The sequence below is a fragment of the Larkinella humicola genome (assembly GCF_008727875.1).
Lineage (GTDB): Bacteria > Bacteroidota > Bacteroidia > Cytophagales > Spirosomataceae > Larkinella > Larkinella humicola.
Window position 1 is genome coordinate 48272 of sequence record NZ_VTWS01000010.1, and the last position, 22325, is coordinate 70596.

The 22325-nt window shown below is 54.1% G+C and carries 14 protein-coding genes; 5 read left to right on the plus strand and 9 right to left on the minus strand.

Annotated features, from left to right (window positions below; translation table 11 throughout):
- The first annotated feature begins 80 nt into the window (after window positions 1–80).
- Both F0P93_RS27940 and F0P93_RS27945 read left to right on the plus strand, forming a co-directional pair.
- Window positions 81–944: a helix-turn-helix domain-containing protein gene (locus F0P93_RS27940; protein ID WP_150881104.1), complete on the plus strand. Its 864-nt coding sequence runs from the start codon at window positions 81–83 to the stop codon at window positions 942–944.
- Between the two features lie 120 nt (window positions 945–1064).
- The gene (locus tag F0P93_RS27945) at window positions 1065–1472 is read left to right on the plus strand and encodes a DUF983 domain-containing protein (RefSeq protein WP_150881105.1); all 408 of its coding nucleotides are present in this window, start codon (window positions 1065–1067) and stop codon (window positions 1470–1472) included.
- A 211-nt stretch (window positions 1473–1683) separates the two neighbouring features.
- Here the strand turns inward: F0P93_RS27945 and F0P93_RS27950 are convergent, their stop codons facing one another.
- The 7 genes from F0P93_RS27950 to F0P93_RS27980 form a co-directional block, all read right to left on the minus strand.
- Window positions 1684–2520, minus strand: coding sequence for a sugar phosphate isomerase/epimerase family protein (locus F0P93_RS27950; protein ID WP_150881106.1), 837 nt, complete (start codon window positions 2518–2520; stop codon window positions 1684–1686).
- 105 nt (window positions 2521–2625) lie between these two features.
- Window positions 2626–3027: a c-type cytochrome gene (locus tag F0P93_RS27955; RefSeq protein WP_150881107.1), complete on the minus strand. Its 402-nt coding sequence runs from the start codon at window positions 3025–3027 to the stop codon at window positions 2626–2628.
- 33 nt (window positions 3028–3060) lie between these two features.
- Window positions 3061–4740 carry a DUF8832 domain-containing protein gene (locus F0P93_RS27960; RefSeq protein ID WP_191908943.1) on the minus strand — a complete coding sequence of 560 codons (1680 nt, stop codon included), beginning with the start codon at window positions 4738–4740 and terminating at the stop codon, window positions 3061–3063.
- Window positions 4741–4801: 61 nt separating this feature from the next.
- A complete protein-coding gene (locus F0P93_RS27965) occupies window positions 4802–5998 on the minus strand; it encodes a hypothetical protein (RefSeq protein ID WP_150881109.1) in 1197 nt (398 codons plus the stop codon).
- A 136-nt stretch (window positions 5999–6134) separates the two neighbouring features.
- Window positions 6135–9446: a putative Ig domain-containing protein gene (locus F0P93_RS27970; RefSeq protein ID WP_150881110.1), complete on the minus strand. Its 3312-nt coding sequence runs from the start codon at window positions 9444–9446 to the stop codon at window positions 6135–6137.
- A gap of 268 nt (window positions 9447–9714) precedes the next feature.
- Window positions 9715–12522 carry a putative Ig domain-containing protein gene (locus F0P93_RS27975; protein ID WP_150881111.1) on the minus strand — a complete coding sequence of 936 codons (2808 nt, stop codon included), beginning with the start codon at window positions 12520–12522 and terminating at the stop codon, window positions 9715–9717.
- A gap of 289 nt (window positions 12523–12811) precedes the next feature.
- Complete coding sequence (locus F0P93_RS27980; protein ID WP_191908944.1) at window positions 12812–16837, minus strand: hybrid sensor histidine kinase/response regulator transcription factor; 4026 nt, start codon at window positions 16835–16837, stop codon at window positions 12812–12814.
- A 221-nt stretch (window positions 16838–17058) separates the two neighbouring features.
- On the opposite strand from F0P93_RS27980, the gene F0P93_RS27985 reads away from it, so the two are divergent.
- From F0P93_RS27985 to F0P93_RS27995, 3 genes are all read left to right on the plus strand, one after another.
- A complete protein-coding gene (locus tag F0P93_RS27985) occupies window positions 17059–18840 on the plus strand; it encodes a DUF885 domain-containing protein (RefSeq protein ID WP_150881113.1) in 1782 nt (593 codons plus the stop codon).
- 24 nt (window positions 18841–18864) lie between these two features.
- Window positions 18865–19695 carry a CvfB family protein gene (locus F0P93_RS27990; RefSeq protein ID WP_150881114.1) on the plus strand — a complete coding sequence of 277 codons (831 nt, stop codon included), beginning with the start codon at window positions 18865–18867 and terminating at the stop codon, window positions 19693–19695.
- A gap of 117 nt (window positions 19696–19812) precedes the next feature.
- A complete protein-coding gene (locus F0P93_RS27995) occupies window positions 19813–20283 on the plus strand; it encodes a hypothetical protein (RefSeq protein ID WP_150881115.1) in 471 nt (156 codons plus the stop codon).
- 62 nt (window positions 20284–20345) lie between these two features.
- Here F0P93_RS27995 and F0P93_RS28000 read toward each other — a convergent pair whose 3' ends face one another.
- Both F0P93_RS28000 and F0P93_RS28005 read right to left on the minus strand, forming a co-directional pair.
- The gene (locus F0P93_RS28000) at window positions 20346–21308 is read right to left on the minus strand and encodes a hypothetical protein (RefSeq protein WP_150881116.1); all 963 of its coding nucleotides are present in this window, start codon (window positions 21306–21308) and stop codon (window positions 20346–20348) included.
- Between the two features lie 56 nt (window positions 21309–21364).
- On the minus strand, window positions 21365–22198 hold the full coding sequence (locus F0P93_RS28005; protein ID WP_150881117.1) for an alpha/beta fold hydrolase: 834 nt from the start codon (window positions 22196–22198) through the stop codon (window positions 21365–21367).
- Window positions 22199–22325: the final 127 nt, after the last annotated feature.

A 22325-nucleotide genomic window follows, 5' to 3' on the forward strand; every position in this document is an offset into this window, starting at 1 on the left:
AATGTAAAAGTGAATGCTTCCAGAATCCTTTTACATTTAGCGTTCATCATTTTACATTTATGATTTAAATTTTAAACCCCATGTCCACACCCGTTCCGGTTTACCCCCTTCAGGCTTTTCTCCGGCACGAGCCCAACGCGCTCTTTTACATGACGCGGCTGGAAAAACTGGTGCAGGAATTCAAGGGCATCGACAAACCGCATTCGCACACGTTTTACCTTGTGATGTGGATCATCAAAGGCAGCGGCACGCACACCATCGACTTCAAAACGTACGCGATTGCGCCCTGCCAGCTTTATTTTCTGACGCCGGGGCAAGTGCACAGTTGGCAGTTGTCTGACGATGTGGAAGGGTTCAATCTGTTTTTTGAAGCCAATTTTTTCCGCAGCCGGTTCGGAAACCGCTTGTTCCAGTATCCCTTTTTTCACTCCCACCAGCACCAGCCCTTGCTGGAAGTCGCCGAAAAACCGGCTCTGTTCCGGGATTTGTTTCACTATGCCTGGCAGGAATACGATGCCCGGCTGCCAAACCGGCCGGAAGTTTTTCTTTCCTTTGTCCACCTGCTGCTCGAAACCGCCAACCGGCTCTATACCGAAAAACAGGCCGATACCGATACGCATCTTTTCGACAAAATCCGGCAGTATGAAGAATTGCTGGAACAGCAGTTTTTAACGGTTCGGGAAGTGGCGGCCTATGCCGATCAGATGCATCTGACGCCCAACTACCTCAATCACATTTGCAAAAAAGTGCTGGGAAAAACCGCCAGCCAGTTGCTGCATGAACGGCTGATCATCGAAGCGCAACGGCTGTTGACGCATACCGCCCGGTCGGTGAAAGAAATCGGTTTTTTGCTGGGCTTCGACGATTCGTCTTATTTTGTCCGGTTTTTCAAAAAACACACCCGGCAAACGCCCGCGGAGTTTCGCCAGTCAGTGGGGGCCTGATCGTTGATTTGTACCATACCGGTCCGGTTCTGTCTTTCCGAAAGGGGGATCCATGACGTACCTTTGTTGCGTACCTGATGGCCGCCCGGCGGCTTCTGGGTACGTTAAACTCCGAAAGCCATGTTAAAAGATAATCGATTGTATAGCGTCGTGTTCAACAAATGTCCCCGTTGTCATCAGGGCGACTTTTTCATCACCAGCAGTGCCTACAGCCGCCGGTTTGACGAGATGCACGAAACTTGTTCGCATTGTGGGGAAGCACTCATTCCGGAACCGGGATTCTACTGGGGATCGATGTTTGTGAGTTACGCATTTTACACGATCTACACCCTTCTCACCTTCTTCGTGTTCGTGAGCTGGCTGAAGGTCGATCTGGACTACTACCTGATGGGGCTGGTGCCGACGCTGGTGATCCTGACGCCCTATTTTTTCCGGCTGGCGCGCCGGTCGTGGCTGACGTTCTTCATCGCCTACGACCCGCAGAAAAACCGGGAAGCTAGTGGCAAACACCTGAACGTTTCGGCCTGAAATAAGCCTTGACAGGGTCTTCGACCGCTGTCAGGGCTTATTTCAGCAATAGCAGACAACAGTAGTGGTAGCTCCGGAGGAGCGGCCTAAAAACATCTTCAGGCCGCTCCTCCGGAGCTACCACTACTGTTGTCTGCTATTGCCTATTGACAGTACAGGCCTCCGGCCTTAATTCAAGCAACTTCTGAACGTTTCGGCCTGATTCCGGGGCTTACTTCAGCCCCTGTAAATACGCTACGCTTTCCGGCATTTGCTCCATCGAGCGGGAAGATTCGTCTTCGATAAAATAGTGTTTGACGCCCGATTTTTTGGCCTGCTTCATAATCTCGGCAATGCCCAGATCGCCTTTGCCAATGGCAACGTTCGATTCCACGTCGACGTGGCCGGTGTTGTTGCCGGGCGTGCCGGGTTTGCGATCTTTCAGGTGCATGAGCGGGAAGCGGTTCGGGTATTTTTTCAGGAGTGCAACGGGGTCCTGGCCGGGGTGCTTCACCCAGAATACATCCATTTCGAAGTTACAATAGCGAGGCTCCAGATTTTCGGCTAAATAATCGAAAAACGTGCCGTCCTTGTACGGTTGAAACTCGTAGCCGTGGATGTGGTAACAGAACAGGATCCCGTGGTCTTTCAGCAGCTTTCCGGCGGTATTCAGGACATCGGCGGCCTGTTTGGCGTCTTCCAGTGTAAATACGTCGCCTTTATGCGGAATCCAGGCACACATGACGTATTTGACCCCCAACGCCTTCGCTTCTTCAATGACCTTCGGAACGTTGTTGGACAGATCCTCATAAGAAGCGCCGGTGCTGATCGGTTTCAACCCGTTTTTTTCAACCAGTTTCCGAAAATCGGCCGGTGCCATTCCGTATGTGCCGGCCAGTTCGACTTCCCGGAAACCCATCTGACGGACTTTTGCCAGCATTCCCGGAACATCTTTCGGGAATTGTTCCCGGAAACTATACAATTGCAGGCCCACCGGCGACTTGGGTTGGGCAAAGGCCGAAGCGGTCAAACCGGCAACGAACAGAAGAGAGAGTAGAAACGTTTTCATGGGTTTTAGGAATCACGGAACGGGTAATGCAGCTTTCAATCGACCATCCTAGTTAACCTTTTAATTGGTGTAATCCAACGGGGCCGGGCAATCGGTTCATCCGTTTTATTTTGCACTTCGTACTTTCTTCACATCATCCGCCGAAATGGCATCGGCTTTGTTCCCAAAACTACTCCGAATGAAGGTGAGTACATCCGCTATTTCTTTGTCGGACAAAAAATCATGGGCGGGCATTACGTTGTCAAACGTTTCCCCGTTGATTTCGATCGGTTCCTGGAGTCCTTTCAGAATGACGTTGATCAGCCGGGTTTTGTCGCCCTGCACCCAATCGGTTTGCTTCAGGGGCGGGTTCAGGTTCGGAACGCCCCCGCCGTCGGCCTGGTGGCAGGTGAGGCAGTATTGTTCGTAGACCTGCTGGCCCGGCCCGGATTTTATCGCTGGTTTTTTAGTTTGAGCAAAAACAGTTGTCGTCAGAAAAAAAAGACTCCCTATACACACAATTCTCATAACGCAAAGTTGGCTTTTCGTAAAGATAGACGATTAGAGCAAACCGTCCTTCACCTGCGTATCAAAAACGCCCGTCAGCACCTGTCCATTGCGTTTGACCTGCACCCAGATGCGATAATGGCCGGATCGGGGAAAGGCATACGGAAATTCGACCATGTTCTTGACCTTCATCGGGTGCGACATCGCGGGCATCCCCGCCAGCAACAACGCATTTTTTTCCGCTTCAGGCAACTGTTTCAGCCGGGCCACATAGCGGTCGATGCTGTCGCGGAATTGGGTGGCATCGGGATACTGAAACCGGCGTGTGGTGTCGGCAATGCGGTCGACCAGGAAGGTTTCGGCCGCCATCGAATACGTCCCCACCGGATGCAGGTGGATGTACACCGTGCCGTCGGAACGGACAATGGCCGCGTGGCCACTCATCCCCAGATATGGTTCCAGGGGTGCGGGTTTGCCCTGGGCGTCGGCAAGAGCAAACTTAAGGACATAAGGGGTTCCGGTTTCTAATACAGCAGCCGGTTTGTCGGTCCAGAGCAGGGTCGAACCGTCGCTCAGTTTGGAACTGGCCCCCGGAATGCCGCACAGCACCATGTCGTCGTCGAGGTGTGGCAAGCCTACGGCCGTGGGTTTGACGCCCATGGCTTCCGTCACCAGCCAGCTATCGTCCGGATCCGTTTGCGGCCGGTTTTTACCACCCGCAACGGTTTTTGAGGAACGATCGGGAATCGTGATGGTGTCGGTCAGCGTTTCGGCAAAACCGCTGCGGAACACCACATCGGCATACAGCAGATACTGGCCCGCGGGCAAGTCGGGCAAATTCGACTCAAACTGGTCGAGTTCTTTCCGGTCGGGGTGGAGGTGGGCAAAAGCATCGAGTCCGGGCGTTCGGGCCAGAAAAACGTGCATTAGCTTGCCGTGGTCCGGTACGATGAAACCCAGGCGACGGCGTTTGATACCACCTTCGGCAAAATGCGAGGTGTCGATCCGGATCGCCAGCACCGACGGTCCGTCGGCTTTTGCTTTCACAGTGGTCTGAATCGGCGTCGGCGCATACAATTCGTGGTTGCGGTAGCCGTCCGCCCAACTTGTCCACCACGTTCGCCAGCCGGTGAGGCCAACGCCCAGCAGAATAGCGGCAATGCCCATGCCGACCAGCCGTTTCCGGCCATAGGACTTCGGTATGGACTGACCCGGTTTCAGCGTTCCGTCGGCCAGGCTGGCACCCACGGTGGTGATGAAAAGGACGATCAGTAAAATGCCGAGAGCCGCCAAACCAACGCCGGTTCCGGTGGGCATGGGCTCCATTCTGGTCGGAACCGAAAGAACCGGGGCCACCAGGGAGGCTTTTCCGTCGGGGCCGTCGATGTTCAGTTCAATGCTGGATGAGCCGGAATCCATCATCCAGACAACGCCCTCGTAGCGGTTTTCTGCCACCGCCTGAAGCTCGTCGTGAACCGGTGCGCCCTCGTCGCCGGACGAAAAATAGATTGGCCGCGCCAGTATGGACGACGCCCGGCCGCTTTCCACATAAACCGTCACTTTGGCCGTTCCGGGCACCACATCCGGCGGAATAACATTCACCAGCACCTGGTATTTTCCGGCCTGCTTCTGCACCAGCACCCCCGGACTACCGATGTGGGCGAAAGCAAAGAGCGAAGGTGTGAATGAGAGAATGAGTGAATACAACAGGACCCGCACCAGGAAATTCTTCATTTTGAAAGGACGCACCATCTTACCTATTAGCTCTTAACTCATAATTCTTAACTCTTAATCCTTAGCGTTGCACGCGTTTCATCCAGTTGCCCCACAGCAGCCCAATTCGGGCCGACACGATGGCGCACAGAATGGCAATCCCGATGCCTTTCAAAAAGTCCGGGGTCGACTGCAGCCAGTGGGGATGGAATTGGTGATGATACGGCCAGGTTGGATCTTCGCCGTATGACATGGAATCGGAAAAGAAAAAACCGTTCTGGGCGTAGGGAGACGTATGGAGAAATTCGCCGAAATACCACTGAACCCCCGTGATCACCAGCATAAAAACCGTACCGGTGAGTGCGGCCAGAAGCCAGTCGTTGAGCTTGCCGCCATCGAAGCGGTGGAGCAGTTTGTCGAGCACAAAACCGGGAATGACCAGCAAAAGCGGGAACATGAAGGCCTGGTAATGGGTGATGGGGTTCAGAACCGGGCCAAGCCGGGGTGTGGCCGGGAAGAAAGGCAGAATCCAGCTCGGAATCAGCATCGTCAGCATGTAGGCAGCCGCCGTGAGGGTGATCGGATAGCGAAGTGACGACGCGCGGCCCACCGCCAGCAGGTAAAACGGAAACGCAATGCCGATGGTGATGTAGGAGGAGGAATGGTGGGAAGCCCACTGCCCCAGTTTTTCGGCGAGCATCGTATACAGGATGCTCAACAGCAGACCGGCGGCAATGGTAAACATAATCTTCAGCCGCTGCGCCTGTTTCTTAGCCCATGCACTGTCTGCCGAAAGATCGCTGGTTACCCGGTTTTGCAACGCCAGCACACCGATCATGGCCCCGAATTGTACCGTCATCATGCCAATCAGCAAAACCGTATGCGGAGGAGTCAGGATCTGGACGTCAAGGCCGTAGGTGTTGTGCCACCAGTCGTCGAAGGGCGCGGAGGTCAGCATGGTCAGGGCACCCCAGACGCAGTACATGGCCCCCAGCGAACCGTAGAAAATGCCCCAGAACCGGACGGAGCTGGTTCGCTCGGGGTTTCTTTTGGCAAAGGTCAACTGCAGAATCTTAAACCCGGAAAAAGCACCTGCCACGACGGCTCCGACGTACATGAGCAGATGTGGGGGCGCAAACAGGCCATCACGGCCAATGCTCATGTGCCACATGATGTCCCAGAGCAGGCCCCACACGATGCAGAGCGAGGAAAACACCACGGCGTAGATGTACGTGGGGATTTTAGTCCGTAAAACCGGAGGTGAAAGGGTGGCTTGCATGAATGCGTTGTCGGTTAAAGGAATCGTGGGTAAATATAGGAAAAAGACCCTATAAACTGCATCAATCCCCAGCCGTTGCCACTGACTTTCGATGGCCCCCAAAAGACTCCTTCGAGTCTTTTGGGGGCATGAATGATTAGTGTTTCAAAATTTTTAACGTGTGACTTTGCGCGTTGGTATGGACGCGCAGCAGGAGTAGACCCGCCGGTCGCTGACCCACCGATAGCGTCTGACGTTCCACCGGTTTGGCCGTTTCAATCTGGTGTTCATGGAATAACCGCCCACTGGCGTCAGTCAGTTGCAATCGAAGGGGCTCGCCCTCAGCTCCGCGGATTTCAACCACTACCTGATCGCTAACCGGATTGCCCAAAACCGTCACTTGTAACCCTTCGCTGCTTTCGGCTGAAAGCCGAACCGGCGAGGGACAGGTGAGCGGTTTGCCCGAATCTTTCAGATCGTACGTTGAACCCGACACCCGGGCCCGAATCAAGCGCGTGTTGCCGTCTTTCAATCCCGCTGGTACCTCAAAACTGTAGGCATGGACACCGTTGCCCTTGCCCGCATTGAGCAAATCCACCCGGTAGATGTTGGCCACCACACTGCCCCAAACCGTACCGTCCGTATAAAATTCCACTGTCAGCGGGGTATTGGGTTTGTTGCGATCCCAGACCCAGCCGCGAATCGTTCCGCATTCGACCTTGTCGAGATAACCCTCAAAACTACCCGTGATGATGGGTGTTGCTCCCGCTACGGTCAGGTTAAAACTCACGCTGTTGGTAGCGCCCTGCGGATCGGTGGCTGAATACGTCAGCACAAAACCGCCTTCAACCCCGGGTTTTCCGGTAATCTGGCGCGTGCCGCTGGTGAATGTCAGACCAGTGGGCAGGCCTGCCAGGCCATAACTGAGCGTTCCGCCTTCGGGATCGGTGAAAACCGGTAAGGTGGTTGTGAAATCCACACCCTGCTGGGCCGTCAACGCTGGGACAACGGGAGCAACGGGCTGCTTATTGGGCGGTGGCGGAACCGTACCGGTTTGGCACAGGACGGTTTTGGGGCCATCTTTCAGGGTAAAACTGCTGCCGGATACTTTGGCTGAGAGCGTATGCACCTGCCCGTCTTTCAACTCTTCGGGAATACTCCAGCGAAAGGCGTGGACGCCGTTGCCCTTGCCCGCGTCTTTCAGATCCTGGCGGAACTCATTGGCCGCTATGGAACCTTTGAAGGTTGCCCCGTCGTAAATATCGACGGAGAAAACCGTATTGGGTTTGTTGCGATCCCAGGCCCATCCCCGGAAGCTGCTGCAATCGGCGCCGTACAGAAAGCCGTCGAAACTGCCGGTTAACGTCGGGGCGGGGTTGACAACGACGGTAAAGGAGGCCGCTGGGCTGGTACAACTGCCCTGCTGGCAATAGACGGAATACGCGAATATGCCGGTGGTTGACGTAGGGATCGAAATCGGCGAACCGCTGGGCGATCCGGGTCCGGTCCAGACCAGTGTTCCCGCACACCCGCTGGCGGTGAGAGAAACCGGACTGGTATTCTGGAGCACGGTCACCGTACCCGGACCAGTGGCCGTCGGACTGCTGGTGATCGTCGGTGGTAGAATCGACTCTCCGACCGTCACGCCGGTCGAAGCGGTGCTCGAACACTGGCTGGCATTGGTAACGGTGACGGAATAGGTTCCGGTTGCAGTGGCAATGAGAGTGGACGTTGTGGCTCCCGTATTCCACAGATACATATTGCCGCCCGATGCGGTCAGGGTGACCGACTGACCGGCGCAGACCGTGGGAGAAGAAGGGGTTATACTCGCGGAGGGCCGGTTGTTGACTACGATGTTAATCTCCTGGTATTCGAAACAGCCATTCGGGTTGGTTACCGTTACGGAGTATTTCCCGGTCGCTGTCACGCTGATGGCAGATGTGGTTGCTCCCGTATTCCAAAAATAGGTACCTCCGCCCGACGCGGTCAGGGTGGCCGACTCTCCGGCACAAATTGCCGTAGCCGATGCCTCAATCGTGACCGTGGGATGGGGTATTATGGTCAGGTTGAAGGGCTCAGACGTGATGGAACCGCACGCATTGGAAACCACCACGCGATACGATCCGGAAGACATATCCGACGTATACCAAAAGGCAAAGTCATCGACCCCAGCTTCATACTCATCATATTTGACCCCATCCTTATAATATTCATAGGTAACGGGCCCCTTCCCGCCTAGATCCAATGCTACCTGTGCGGCTGTATACAGATAACCGGTTGGAGTCGCACAGATCGTTAAACTCATTGGAGCCGGATTGATGAAAAAAAGCGCATCCGTTTCGCCCTGAAACTCAAACGCTCCCCGGTCAATGTAATCACCATACACACGGTTTTGCCCGGCCATATCATTACCCGGACCACTCACCGCCGTGTAGGAGTTGAGGTCACCCGAATTGATGGCAAATGAACAGGCCGTCAAGCTCAGGTCGCCGGTTGCTTCGTTCGCAAAAGCCGGGTTGGAAACTTGATTGCCCAGACCGGGAAGATCGTCCTGGTTAATGGTGTGTGTGACGGTGAGCGTTCCGTCACCAACCAGATCAAGCCCATCATCCCCCTGAATGGCAGTATCATAATCAGGCAGGTTATTCCACAGGATGCTATTGGTCAGGGCGAGTGTACCTTTGTTCTGGATGGCATTTCCGGTAGTGGACCGGTTTCCGACAAAGGTACAGTTGATCACGGTCGCTACGGAGCCTGAAATCGTCAGGGCTCCGCCCCCTACATCCCCGTCGGCTGTATTTTTGAAGAATACGCAGTTGATCAGCAGGGGATGACTGTCCGATCCCTCAGAATAAAAACCACCCCCACTGCTGGCCTGGTTATTGGTGAAGTAACAATTCCGAATGATCGGATCACCATACCCACAGCCACTTTCATTGAATACTCCTCCTCCGTGAGCATCGTTATATTCCCCGTGGGCATTCCCCCCGGTTATCACAAAACCGTCCAGAATCGTTGACCGACTGCCCCGCACACAAGCCACAACGTGGTAACTATTGTCCGATGTAGTGCCCGGATCGCCGATTTCCCCGCTCAGTGTGGTGGAGGAGGGGGAAGTCAATACCCGCTCTTCAAGGGAAGTTTCGCCACCCTCAAATCCGCCATAAACCGATATCCCATCGGTTAATTCAAACCGATGCCACGGTTCAGGACCCGGTTTATAGATTCCTCTCGCTACCCAGACCTGATCGCCGGAGCCGAACTGGGAAGCATTGATCATGGCCATTAAATCCCCCGAAGCATCATCCCAGGTCAAACCTTCACCGGTACCTCCTTCTTTCACGTAACGAATCGTTTGCGCCTGGAGGCTCGTCAGACTGGCCAGGATCAAAACGTGAGCAAACAAGAAAAGGCGAAGGTGTGCCCATCTGCCCATCCGTTGGAAGGGTAATCGTACAAGAGGTTTCATGGGATAAAATGGTTTAGTAGACAGAAATTGCGTGGCCGGGTCAGAACCGGCGGAAGACGTTGAGCCGTTTCAGGAATGGAGCGTTAACGGGCAGGTGTTCGGTTTTGAACAAGACCAACGCAAAGTGTATACGTTCCTGTTTCCACTGCGAAAATAGCAAACTATTGCCAATGAAAAGCACAATTCTAACAAAATAGTAAGCAGGAAAAAACCGTTTGACTCCGGTTCAAAACAGGGGTCAAACGGCTTAACGTGAACAACTTGGCAATTAGGGTTTCAACACTTTCAAAACCGCCCGGCCGGAGCCGCTCGCAACCTGCAGCCAGTACAGTCCGGCCGCCCGCTGGTGAACGGGGATTGATAAACGTTCGACGGTTTTTGCGTTTTCAATGACGTGTTCACGCAAAGGTCGTCCTCCCATATCGCGGAGATCTAACCGGACTGTCTGGCCTGCCGCCCCCTGTATTTCGACCTCAATGAAATTCCCCGGAACCGGATTGCCCAACACCGTTACGTGTAACCCTTCGCTGCTTTCGGCCGACAGCCGAACCGGCGACAGACAGGTGAGCGGTTTGCCCGAATCCTTCAAGTCATAGGTCGAACCGGATACTCTGGCCCGAATCAGACGCGTGTTGCCGTCTTTCAAAATCGTCGGCACTTCGAAACTGTAGGCATGGACACCGTTGCCTTTGCCCGCGTTCTTCAAATCAACCCGGTAAATGTTGGCTACCACACTACCCCAAACGTCACCGCCGGTATAAAATTCGACCGTCACCGGCGTATTGGGTTTGTTGCGATCCCAGACCCAGCCCCGAATCGTGCCGCATTCGACTTTGTCCAGATAGCCTTCAAAACTGCCGGTCACGGGTGTGGTAGCGGCTGGATTGACCGTTAGCGGGAGACTCACCGAGTTAGTGGCTCCTTTGTCGTCGGTGGCTGAATAAGCCAGCGTAAATTGCCCACTTTGGAGCGCAGTCCCACTAATCACTCGGGTGGAACTGGTGAAGGTTAAACCGGTCGGCAGGCTCACGAGCCCGTAGCTGAGGGTACTGCCTTCGGGATCGGTGAAAACGGGTAGGGTGGTGGTGAAGGCCACGCCCTGCTGAGCCACTAAAGGCGTAACCGTTGGTGCTACCGGTTGTTTATTGGTCGGTGGAGGAGTGCTTCCACCCTGACAGATCAGCGCTTTGGGTGAGTCTTTCAGAATGAAACTGCTTCCGGACACGCGGGCGGAAAGGTAATGAACCTGTCCGTCCTTCAATGATTCGGGAATGCTCCAGCGGAAAGCGTGAATGCCGTTTCCTTTCCCGGCGTCTTTCAGATCCTGCCGGAACTCACTGGCGGCTACGGTGGTGACGAAATTAGGCCCATCAAGAATATCGACACTCTGCACCGTATTGGGTTTGTTGCGATCCCAGGCCCAGCCGCGGAAGGTGCTGCAATCGGCTCCGTAAACAAAACCGTCGAAGCTGCCGGTGACCAGGGGCGGGCTCACCGTGACGGTGTGGGAAGCCGTGGCCGAACAACTGCCCTGGGTGCAGGTGGCCGAGTACACGAATGTGCCGGTGGCGGAGGTGGGCACCGAAATGCTGGCCGAGGTGCCGGTGCTGCCACCGGGCCCCGACCAGGTGAGCGTGCCGCTCGAACATCCGGTCACCGACAGAGCCATACCAGGCGTATTTTGCAGAATGGGTGAGGTGGTTGCATTGCTGCTGATGGTGAGCACCGGGGGTAAGCAGTCTCCCAGCAACACCAGCCAGCCATCGTAACTTCCAATGGGCTCACTCGTTTTGTCCCCATTTTTTATGGCATAAGAGAAGCCCGCTAACAGATAATTTCCATTCGGTAACTGGGCGACGGCGTTCAACTCGTCTTCCCCGGTGGTGCCCAGGGTTTTGTCCCATTGGAATGTCCCATCGCTGGCCAGCTTTACTGCCCAGTAATCGGGAGCACTACCATAACCCTCCTCGGATTTGTTCCCACTTTTAGGTGAAGTAGAATACCCCCCCACCAGAACGCCCCCATCGGCGGTGAGCACCGCCGATGGGGGGTTATCACCACTGCTTCCTCCAAGGGTTTTATCCCAGATTGGCACGCATTCCGAATCGACCCGAACCACCCAATAATCAGAAGCACCCTGACTGCCTTCGGTTTTTGTGCCGCTGGTTCCCGAATCTGAATGGCCACTTAATACAAACCCCCCATCCGCCGTCGGCAGAATGGACCTCAGTCCATCCTCACTCGCTCCCCCCAGCGTTTTATCCCAGACGACGGCACCCGATGGGTCAATTTTAACCAGCCAGAAATCGGAACCTCCAATGTTCACTGCCTGTTTCCCGGTTCCTACCGTCGAGTTGGACCCTCCCCCCAGCAGGTACTTTCCATCGGTGGTGGGCGCTATCGCGTACAAAATGTCATGATTACTGCCCCCATAGGTTTTGTCCCACACCCGGTTCCCGGTAAGGTCGATTTTGACCACCCAGTAATCTTCCATGCCCAGGTACTCAGCCTCCTTGTTGCCTTCCTCTTCCGAGGTGGCGGCTTCCGAATACGATTTTCCCCCCAGCAAATAGCCGCTGCCATCGGAAAGCGAGCAAATGGATTGGAGCTCGTCGGACGACGTCCCTCCGTAGGATTGATCCCATTGGTAGTCGCCGGTGGCGTTGATCTTAACGACCCAATAGTCTTGTGATCCATAATGTTTAGCGGCTTTGATACCATCTGCCGGGTCGGAGTACGACATGCCTCCCAGTAAAAAACCGCCATCCGCCGTGGCGATGATGGCATTCAAACTTTCAGCGTTCGCTCCAAAAGTTTTTTCCCACTGTTTCGTGTGGTTGGCATCGTAGCGGATTACCCAGAAATTACTGCCCAAATTTCCCCCTAACACGTAGCCACCATCCGGTAAGGTTATTAGATTAGTGAAGATGTCAGTACTTTCTCCCCCGATGGATTTGTCCCAGAGTTTGCCGGGAGCCTGGGCCCGCATGGTTAATGGCAGAAGACCCAGTAGCAGGGCCACGTAAAACCGGGCCCGAAAAATAGTCGTGTCAATTCGTAAATAGAATGGGTTCATACGGATGTTTTGGAAAAAGGGTTTAATCGGTATAACAGACAGAAAAATGGGAAGCGCGTCGATCCGGCTTGAGTAGCCAAAAGCCAGCGTTTTCCTACGCACAAACCTATCGAACCGGAAAGTGAGTCATTGTCGTAATTGTCCCAACGGTTTTCGTAATTGTCCCAAACGGAAAAAAACATCGCTTTTTTGTCATAAAACCGCCGGATGAAGTGGTTGCTGCCCAAAAAAACACCCCGGCCACAGAAGCAGTCGGGGTATTGCTGAAATATCAAAAGAGGGAGGCTGATCAGGTTTGATTGGTGAACTGGCTGGGGCTGACCTGGTAGTAATCCCGAAACGTTTTGGAGAAATGGGCCAGTGTTTCGAACCCGACTAAATAAGCGGTTTCCGACACTGAGTGGCCTTCGGTCAGAAACTGGGTCGAGCGTTTCAGCCGGTACAACCGGATGAAATCACCGGTCGACAGACCGGTCAGCGTCTTTAGTTTTCGGTACAAACTCATCCGGCTCATCTGGGTTAACTGGCTGAGCTCGTCGACCCCAAACGCCGAATTGTCCAGGTTGGCTTCCGCCAGCGCCATCACCTGTTGCAGGAAAGGATCGGTTTCAGCCGGTTTTTCAGTGGTTCCGGGTGGGCCGGGCCGGGACAGGTCGAGCCGGATTCGGTCGCGCAACCGGCGTTGGCGTTCCAGCAGATTCCCGATCCGCAGTTGCAATTCCTGGACGTGAAAAGGCTTGGTGATGTAATCGTCGGCACCCCGTGACAGGCCCGCCAACCGGCTGTCGACCGAGGCTTTCGCCGTCAGCAGCACCACCGGAATGTGGCTGGTGTGGCGGTTTCCTTTGAGTTTTTCGCACAGGGTGTAGCCGTCCATTTCGGGCCCGGCCTGGACGGGCATCAGGACATCGCTGATGATCAGATCCGGAATCAGCTCAACGGCTTTTTCAAATCCTTCAACCCCGTTCGACGTTCGGAATACCTGATAGTGAGCGGGTAAACTTTCGGCGATAAAACCGGCCAGATCGTCATTGTCTTCCACCAGCAGAATCCGGGGTGATTCGTCCGGGGTGGGTATCGGATCGACGACCGGCAACTCCGTTTCCCGCAACGCCGGCACGGGATCGTTCGCCGGTATTTTCCGGTACGGCAGCCAAACCGTAAAGGTGGTTTCCTGGCCTTCCGAGCTGGCCACGCGAATCTGTCCGCTTTGCCGTTCCACCAGCTCTTTCACCAGCGACAGGCCGATTCCGGTTCCGTCCTGTTGGGAATGGGCCGGAAAACGCGTTTTTGATTTGGTTTCAATCTGGTAAAACCGGTCGAAAATGCGGGGCAGATGATCGGCGGGAATGCCAGGGCCGGTATCGGAAACCGTCAGGGTCACCCCCGGTTTTTCAGCGGACCCATCGGGTTGAAGGTCGACGGTTAGGGTTCCGCCAACCGGTGTGAACTTCGTCGCATTGGCCACCAGGTTATTGACTACCCGCTCCAGTTTGTCGGCATCGAACCAGTAGTCGTGGTCAGCCTGGCTGGTGAAAATTAATTGAATTCCCTTGGCTTTGGCCTGAATTTCAAACGGTTGCAGGCATTCTTTGACAAATGCAGTGAGATCACCCCGGGATTCATGTACCGCCATCGCGTTGGCTTCCAGTTTCGACAGATCCATAAGCTGATTGATCAAGCGGAGTAACTGGTTGGCATTTTTCTCAATGGTCGATAACCGGTGCTGGTTTTTCGGGTCCGGTAATTCCTGTTTCATCTGTTCGGTGGGCGACAGAATCAGGGTCAGCGGGGTGCGGAATTCGTGGGTAATGTTGGTCACAAACCGGGACTTCATTTCGTCGACCGCCCGAAGCTGTTCGGCTTCCTTTTGTTGCAGCAGGATCGACTGCCGCAGCCGGAGCCGGTTCACATAAACCTGAATCAGGGCGAAGGCTATCCCAAAAACCGCCAGGGCATACAGTCCGTAGGCCCACCAGGTGGCCCAAACCGGCGGACGGATCGTTAGGCCCAGCGAGCGGATGTGCGGACTCCAGACCCCGGAGGTGTTGGCTGCGTTGAGTTCCAGGGTATACCGACCCGGTTGCAGGTCGGTGTAAATGGCTTCAGGACGAGTGGTTTCCACCCAGTCGGGGTCGATACCCACGAGCCGGTAGCGAAAGCGGTTTTTACCCAGCCGGTTGAATTGCAGAGCGGCAAATTCGATGGTCAGAAAATTCTGGTCATGTGGCAGCATCAGTTCCGTGATGGCTTGCGCCGGTGACCAGCCGCCGGGCGAGCCAGGACCCGGTTTAATGGGGCGGTTGTTGATTTGCAAACCCGTAATCTCAACTTTAGGTTTGAACACATCCAGGCTGAGTTGGTCCGGATAAAAGCTCGTCATTCCTTCCAGACCGCCCATCAGAATCCGCCCGTCGGCTCCTTGCAGGAAGTGAAAACGGTTGAATTCATTGGACAATAAACCGTCGTCACGGGTAAAGGTATACGTTTGGAACGTTCGGCGGTTCAGGCGGCACAAGCCTTTGTTCGTTCCGATCCACAGATAACCGTGCCGGTCCGGCATGGCCGAATAAATGGTGTTGTTGGGTAAACCGTCGGCCACCGTCAATCGGCGACTCCGCCCGGTTCGTTTATCGAATACACACAAACCGCTGCCGAAGGTGCCGACCCACAGGCGGTCGGGATCGTCGGGGTCCTGAAAAAGACAGAATAACGAATTGCTGCTCAGCGAGGTCGAGTCGTTGGGCTGATGCCGGTAGTGCGTACTGCGCCCCGTTTTCCGGTCGAGCCGAACCAATCCCCGTAATTCGGTAGCCAGCCACAGTGCTTTTCGATCAACAACCGCCTGCAATACCTGACCCGATACGGAAGATGGAATTTGCCAGGGGAAACGTTGCCACTGTTTGCGGGTTTTGTTGTACCAGCCCGCGAGCGAGTCCTGTATAAACCAGACGTTTCCATCCGGATCGCTGGCCAGCGGAATGGCAACGGCCTCGTCCTTGTCATCCGGATGCGGTTTTGAAATCGCCGTCAGCGTCTGGTTTTGGCGCTCGAGCCGATAGAACGGCCAGCTCCCGGCATTTATCCAGAGGTCACCCTGGCCGTCGTATGTAGATCGAAATTTATACGGATCGGGTTTGGCGAGCGGAGCGGGTACCTGCGCCACCGGCAGCTTTAAGCCTTCAGTAACTAAATCCTGAACGAAGTTTGCCCGGTAGGGCTGCGCCCGGAACGGCAAGGCCCGGAGGTCATACTTGTGGACACTCGACCCGTTGGTACCCATCCACAACACATCGGAACGATCCATGAACAGGCTGATGCATTCCTGGTTGTGTGGTAGATGAGCGACTGCCCGGGGGCCTTCCTGTTCGTTAAACCGGAACAGCACACTGAACTGATCGAAATACTGATTGCCCCAACTGTCGGTGACAATCTGCATTTTTCGCCATTTGTTACTGTTGGGCGATTGCCCCTGTTCGGGGAGCCGATACGAACGGAATTGACCCGTCGCCGGTGAAAAAACCGTCATATGCCAGAGCGAAGCCAGCAGCAGATCGCCGTTGGGTAGAGCAACCACATTGGCAATATACGGTTCGGGAATCGACTTTGCGTTGGGGCCGGGTTGTCCCGCATGGGGTCGATAGTGTCGAAACTGATTGGTTTTCAGGTCAAGCCTGCTGAGTCCGCTGGCCGTGGCAATCCAGATCATCCCGTGTCGATCCTCCGTTACGGCATTGACCCCGTTGCTAAGCAGAGAGGCTGAATCGGCCGGATTGTGTTTATAGCGGGTGATTTGCTTTTTTTTGAGGGAAACCCGGACCAACCCGGAGTTTTCGTACCAGAGCCAGAAGTTATCCTGCCGGTCCCGAAAAAACTTTAGATACTCCAGCCGATGGAAGGTGTTATCGGGAAAATCCGAGCTGTCCAGCACTTTTTGAAACGCGGGCTGGTTCGTAAAACTGGTGAACGCTTCTTTGAGTGGGTCGAAGACATCAATTCCACCGCGAATGGTGCCGATCCAGATGCGGTTCTGGTGGTCAATGGTAAGGGCCGCCACACCGTTGAAGGACAGGGAGGGACGACCGCCGGTTTCGTGCTGGAAGATTTTGAACCGATTGCCATCGTAGCGGCAGACACCGTCGCGGGTGGCCATCCAGATAAAGCCCTGGCGGTCCTGAACAATGGCCGAAACAAAGGCCTGCGGTAAGCCCTGGCGATCCGAAATGACCTCGGGTTGCGGAAATTCAATCGGCTGGGCCGTGGCTGCGGTGAAAAAATAGAGACCAATTGCCAGTGTCCAACATCCTGTTCGCAAAACACTTTTCCTGTTGGGCAAGAGCCTCCGCATTCAACGGTCGTTTAGGGGTGATGAGAAAGCCCCAAATTAACAAGACTTTGTTCATGTTACCATTTGTGCGGGCAATTTTTACTGAAAGGAAAGTAGTCTTCAATCACCGGGCGGCCCATCGCTGTCAGGGTTTTCGGCGGTTTATGGCTACCTTTCCGCACTGAACTTTTGCCGAATGCGATTCGATCATGAAACTACTCCTTGTATCCGCTCTGCTTATGGCTTCGATGATGGCCTGTAACTCCAAAACCGGACAGGAAAACACGGCTGCCAATGCCGATTTCGCCCAAACCGTCGATACGTACTACGAAGAACGCCTGAAGCTGTTCCCGATTGAAGCAACCTATCAGGGCGACAACCGCTACAACGATTTGCTGCCCAACAGTATTTCGCAGGCATTTCTTGGCCAGACGAAGGCATTTTACACCGATTATCTCGAAAAGATAAAAGCCTTTGATCGCGAAAAACTGTCGGATCAGGACAAAATTTCGTACGATATTCTGAAACGCGAGCTGGAACTGCAGTTGGATCAATTTAAGTTTCACCTCGAATACGTGCCATTTTCGCAGTTCGAAGGACTGACGCTGTCGTTTGGCCAATTGGGCAGCGGAGCGGGGGCGCAGCCGTTCAAAACTGTCAAGGATTACGACGACTGGCTGAAGCGGGTTTCGGCCTTTCAGGTCTGGGGCGATACCGCCGTGGCTAATTTCCGGAAAGGCATGGCGACCGGCCTGATCTGGCCGAAAAGCCTGGTGGTGAAGATGATTCCGCAGATGACCGATCTGGTGGTGACCGACCCCACCAAAAGCCTGTTTTACGGCCCGATCCAGAACCTGCCGAAAGACTTTAGCGAAGCGGATAAAAACCGCCTGACAGCCGCGTATAAAAAGGCGATTCTGGAACAGATCGTGCCGACGTACAAAAAACTGGGCGATTTTCTACAGCAGGAATACCTGCCCAAAGCGCGCACGACCTCGGGCATCGATGTTGTTCCGCAAGGGCCGGAATTGTATAAAGAACTGGTCAAAACCTGGACGACCACCGACAAAATGCCGGAGGAAATCTACCAGACCGGCTTGAAAGAAGTGGCCCGGATTCGGGGTGAAATGGAAAAGGTGAAAACGCAGGTGGGTTTTCCCGGTTCGCTGAATGATTTCTTCACCCACCTCAAAACCGACCCGAAATTTTATCCCTACAAACAGCCAAAAGACGTGCTGGCGGCTTTCAACACGATTCTGGCGCGAATCGAGCCGAATCTGGCGAAGATGTTCACCCAAACGCCGAAGTCGAAATTTGAAATCCGGCAAACGGAGAAGTTCCGCGAAGCCTCGGCGAGTGCGGAGTATAACCCGGCGTCGGCGGATGGCAGTCGCCCCGGTATTTTTTACGTTCCGATTCCGGATGCGGCTAAATTCAACGTTACGTCCGGTATGGAGTCATTGTTTCTGCACGAAGCCATTCCGGGTCACCACTACCAGGTTTCGCTGCAGCAGGAAAACACGGATTTGCCGAAATTCCGGCGGTTTGCGTGGTATGGTGCCTACGGCGAAGGCTGGGCGTTGTACTGCGAGTCGCTGGGCAAGGAACTGGGTATTTACACCGATCCGTACCAGTACATGGGCGCGCTGAGCGACGAAATTCACCGGGCGATCCGGCTGGTGGTCGATGTGGCGATTCATACCAAACAGATGACCCGCGAAGAAGCCATCAAGTACATGATGGACAACGAACCGATTGCAGAACAGGGCGCGGTGGCCGAAATTGAGCGGTATATGGCGATTCCGGCGCAGGCATTGTCGTACAAGATCGGGGCGTTGAAAATCCGGGAATTGCGGGCCAAATATGAAAAACAACTGGGCGACCAGTTCAATCTGGCGGCTTTCCACGACGAATTCCTGAAAGACGGGTGTATGCCGCTGGATGTGCTGGAACACAAGATGGATGCCTGGGCTGACCGGCAGAAGAAATAAGAAGGGCTTGAAAAACCGTTTCGAATGATACAAATTGGAAAAATAAATACCCTGATTGCCCTCCGCGAAACCAGCGTCGGGGTTTTTCTGGGCGACGATGAGGACAATGACATCCTGCTTCCCAACAAATACGTGCCGGAATCACTGCGGGTCGATGATCCGATCGATGTCTTTGTGTACACCGACTCGGAAGACCGGATTATTGCCACCACGCTGACACCTAAAATTCAGCGCAACCAGTTTGCGCGTTTGCAGGTCGTTTCGGTCACGAGCGTGGGCGCGTTTCTGGACTGGGGGCTGGAAAAAGACCTGCTGGTGCCCTACCGAGAGCAAAGCCGCCCGATGGAAGTGGGCCGCTGGTACGTCGTGTATCTGTACCTCGATCACGAAACCGACCGGCTGGTGGCGTCGAGCCGGCTCAACCGGTTTCTGGACTCGGAAGTGCCCAACCTGACGGAAGGGCAGGAGGTGTCGCTGCTGGCCTGGGAACCGACCGATCTGGGAATCAACGTCATCATCAACAACCGCTACCGGGGCCTTGTCTACGCAAACGAGGTGTTCCGCCAGGTGTATCCCGGCGACCGGCTGACGGGCTACATCAAGACCATTCGCGACGACAACCGGATCGATGTGAGCCTGCAAAAACCGGGATACGAAAACGTGGAACCGAATGCGCAGCGGATTCTGGCCACGCTGAAAGAGCAGAACGGTTTTCTTCCCCTCAACGATTACAGTGAACCGGATGCCATTTACCAGACGCTGGAGATGAGCAAGAAGACCTTCAAGAAAGCCATCGGCACGTTGTTCCGGGAACGGAAGATTGCCATTAAGGAAGACGGGATTTACCTGGTTTGAGTAAGCGTTTTTAGAGAAAAATAGCTACCTTTTTTTCTGCTAAAAGAGACGTTTTCGCCGGAAACAAAAATAAATCACAATCTGTTGGGTTGGTAAAATCGTAAACTTTGTACTACCATGGCACGACCAAATCCCGAACTGATCGCTGCGTTGCGCCGGACCGCCCGGAAACTACAGGAAGGCGCTCCGTATGAATGGGGGCACATGGGCGGCTGCAACTGCGGCAACCTCGCTCAGGAACTGACCAAACTGACCAAAGCCCAGATTCACGCCTACGCCATGCAGCGCTACGGCGACTGGAATGAGCAGGTGGCCGACTATTGCCCCACGAGCTACATGCCGATCGATCTGGTAATTAGTGAAATGTTGCAGGCCGGTCTGGCGATTGAAGACCTGAAGAACCTCGAAAAACTGACCGACCGGCGGGTGCTGGCCCGTTTCCCCATCGAAAAGCGTTACCTCCGCCATAACCACCGCGACGACGTTGTGGCTTATCTGACCGAATGGGCGGCTTTGCTGGAAGACGAACTGCTGGCCAACATTGAGCTGCCGAAGTTTGACGACGTGGCATGGCAGCCCGTTCGCTAATCAAAAAGGCATCAGGATTTCCTGATGCCTTTTTGAAGAATCGTGGCGGAATCGACCGTTCCTTACTGCCCTGTTGTATAAAATTCGTACGAAATCTTCCACGTAAACGCCTGTCCCGGTGCCACATTGATCGCAATGAAGGGTTCGGGCGAGAGGTTTTTCGGGTTCGACCAGAACGCCAGCTTCGATAGGGGCCGGTCGCTCCGAATCCGGACACCCGCGCCGGTTTTGGTGTTTTCGACCCGGATGTCGTAATCGCTGGCGCTGGCTCCGTAGCCTTCCACGAGTGTGTAAATACTTTCGCGGTTCTGGAGCGGTCTCAAAAAGGTAAGCTCCTGATTTTTACTGGCCAGAATGTCTTTTAAATCACCGGTCGGTTTGGCCGGAAACCCAAACTGAACCCGAAAATCCGGGCCCGACGGCTGCTGGTCGATCACCAGAAAATTGTGGTTGTAAACGGCGGTTTCGATGCGCTGTTTGCCGGTATTTTTCAGCCGGTGTTCCAGCACCAGTTCGGGCTTGCCTTTAGTGAGCTTCACGGTTTTTTCGTATTCGTAGGAGTACCCGGCCGCATCCTTCAACACATGGGTAAACCGCACCAGATCAGCTTTTTTCTGAACCGACCACTGCCCCTTGTCCACGTGTTGGTAGGGTGCGACAAATTTGTAGGGATCATTGTCGATTTTCCGCAGGCTTCCGACCCCAATCTTCACAAACAGGTCGCCGGTTTTGGCCTGATCGTACCCAATCGGGTCAAACGCTTCGACCGGGCCGCTGATGGCGTCGTGCAGATATGGATCGTATTTGTCAAACCACTTCCCGAAATAGCTGTGGCCTTTGTATTCCAGATTGGCAATTACGCCCGACCAGTCGAAGCGCGTGCCCCGGTAATACCCGGTGGCGGTGTCTGGCAAATACAGCGTTGCCTTGATGGAGTCGTTGGTAATCACCGCTTGGGGAACTTCGTCGATGATCCAGGAAATCAGGGAGAACGCCAGCAGGAGGGCGGGTAGGTGTTTTTTCATGATGGGGTTTGGATGACCAATCTTGATCAGCTCAAGACGGAAGCAGGAACGTAAATTTAGGGCAATTTTGAAAGCAATACATTGAAATTATCAAGTACCAAATTCGGTTCGTCAATCATAATGTAGTGCCCCGAAAGGGGAGCGGCAATATGGGTAAAATCGGTTACCCCATTTTTTAATAATTCGTGGGCATTGTACAAGGTTTGCAGGGCTGATGCTGAATGGGTGGCATCCACCTGCATGTGAGTGAGCACGAGTACGGGGACGTTTGGTAAAGAGGGTAATGTGCTGACATACTGCAGGTCTTCTATAAATTCCCTGGCTTCCTGCGTTCCTCCGAAATTGGCCCCATTGGCGTTTTTGGAAGCGTCGTAGAGCCTGTCCTCTTCTGCCTGTGAGGGATGATTATAAAACTCGTGTGAAGGATCAACAAATAACAGGGCGGCCGTTTTGAGGGGATTTTTCACCGCATAATCTCGAATAATCAAGCCGCCCAGGGAGTGCCCGATCAATATGACTTTTCGCCCGTTTGAAAATGTGTCGATTACGTGCTCCAATTCGCTGCGTAACCGGTCGATATTTCGTGGGTCCGGGCCATTTTCTGATTGCCCATAACCTGCCCGATCATACAGGAGCACATCGAGTTTGCTGTTTATTTGTGAAGCAATGGCTTTGTTGTTCCACACCGTATGGTCATCGCCTAATCCAGATTCAAAAACAACCAAATACCTTGAGTTTTTTAGGGCGGAGAACGAGGTCAGTTTGTGGGTGGTAAAATTGATTTTTGTTTCCGTAAAAGCGGGTGTTGTGTCGTTCGTTTTTTTACAGGAAGCAATTAATAAAAGGGTGGCCAAGGCCATTACTATGATTTTCATTTCAGCGATTTTCATTCACTATTTACTTGCAAATCCTGATCCACTCAATTTAAAGTGTACGGTTTTCAGTTTACGGTTGGCTGGCTCGTTTTCCCAAATGCGCCAGCCAACCGTAAATCGTAAACTGAAAACCGTAAACCAA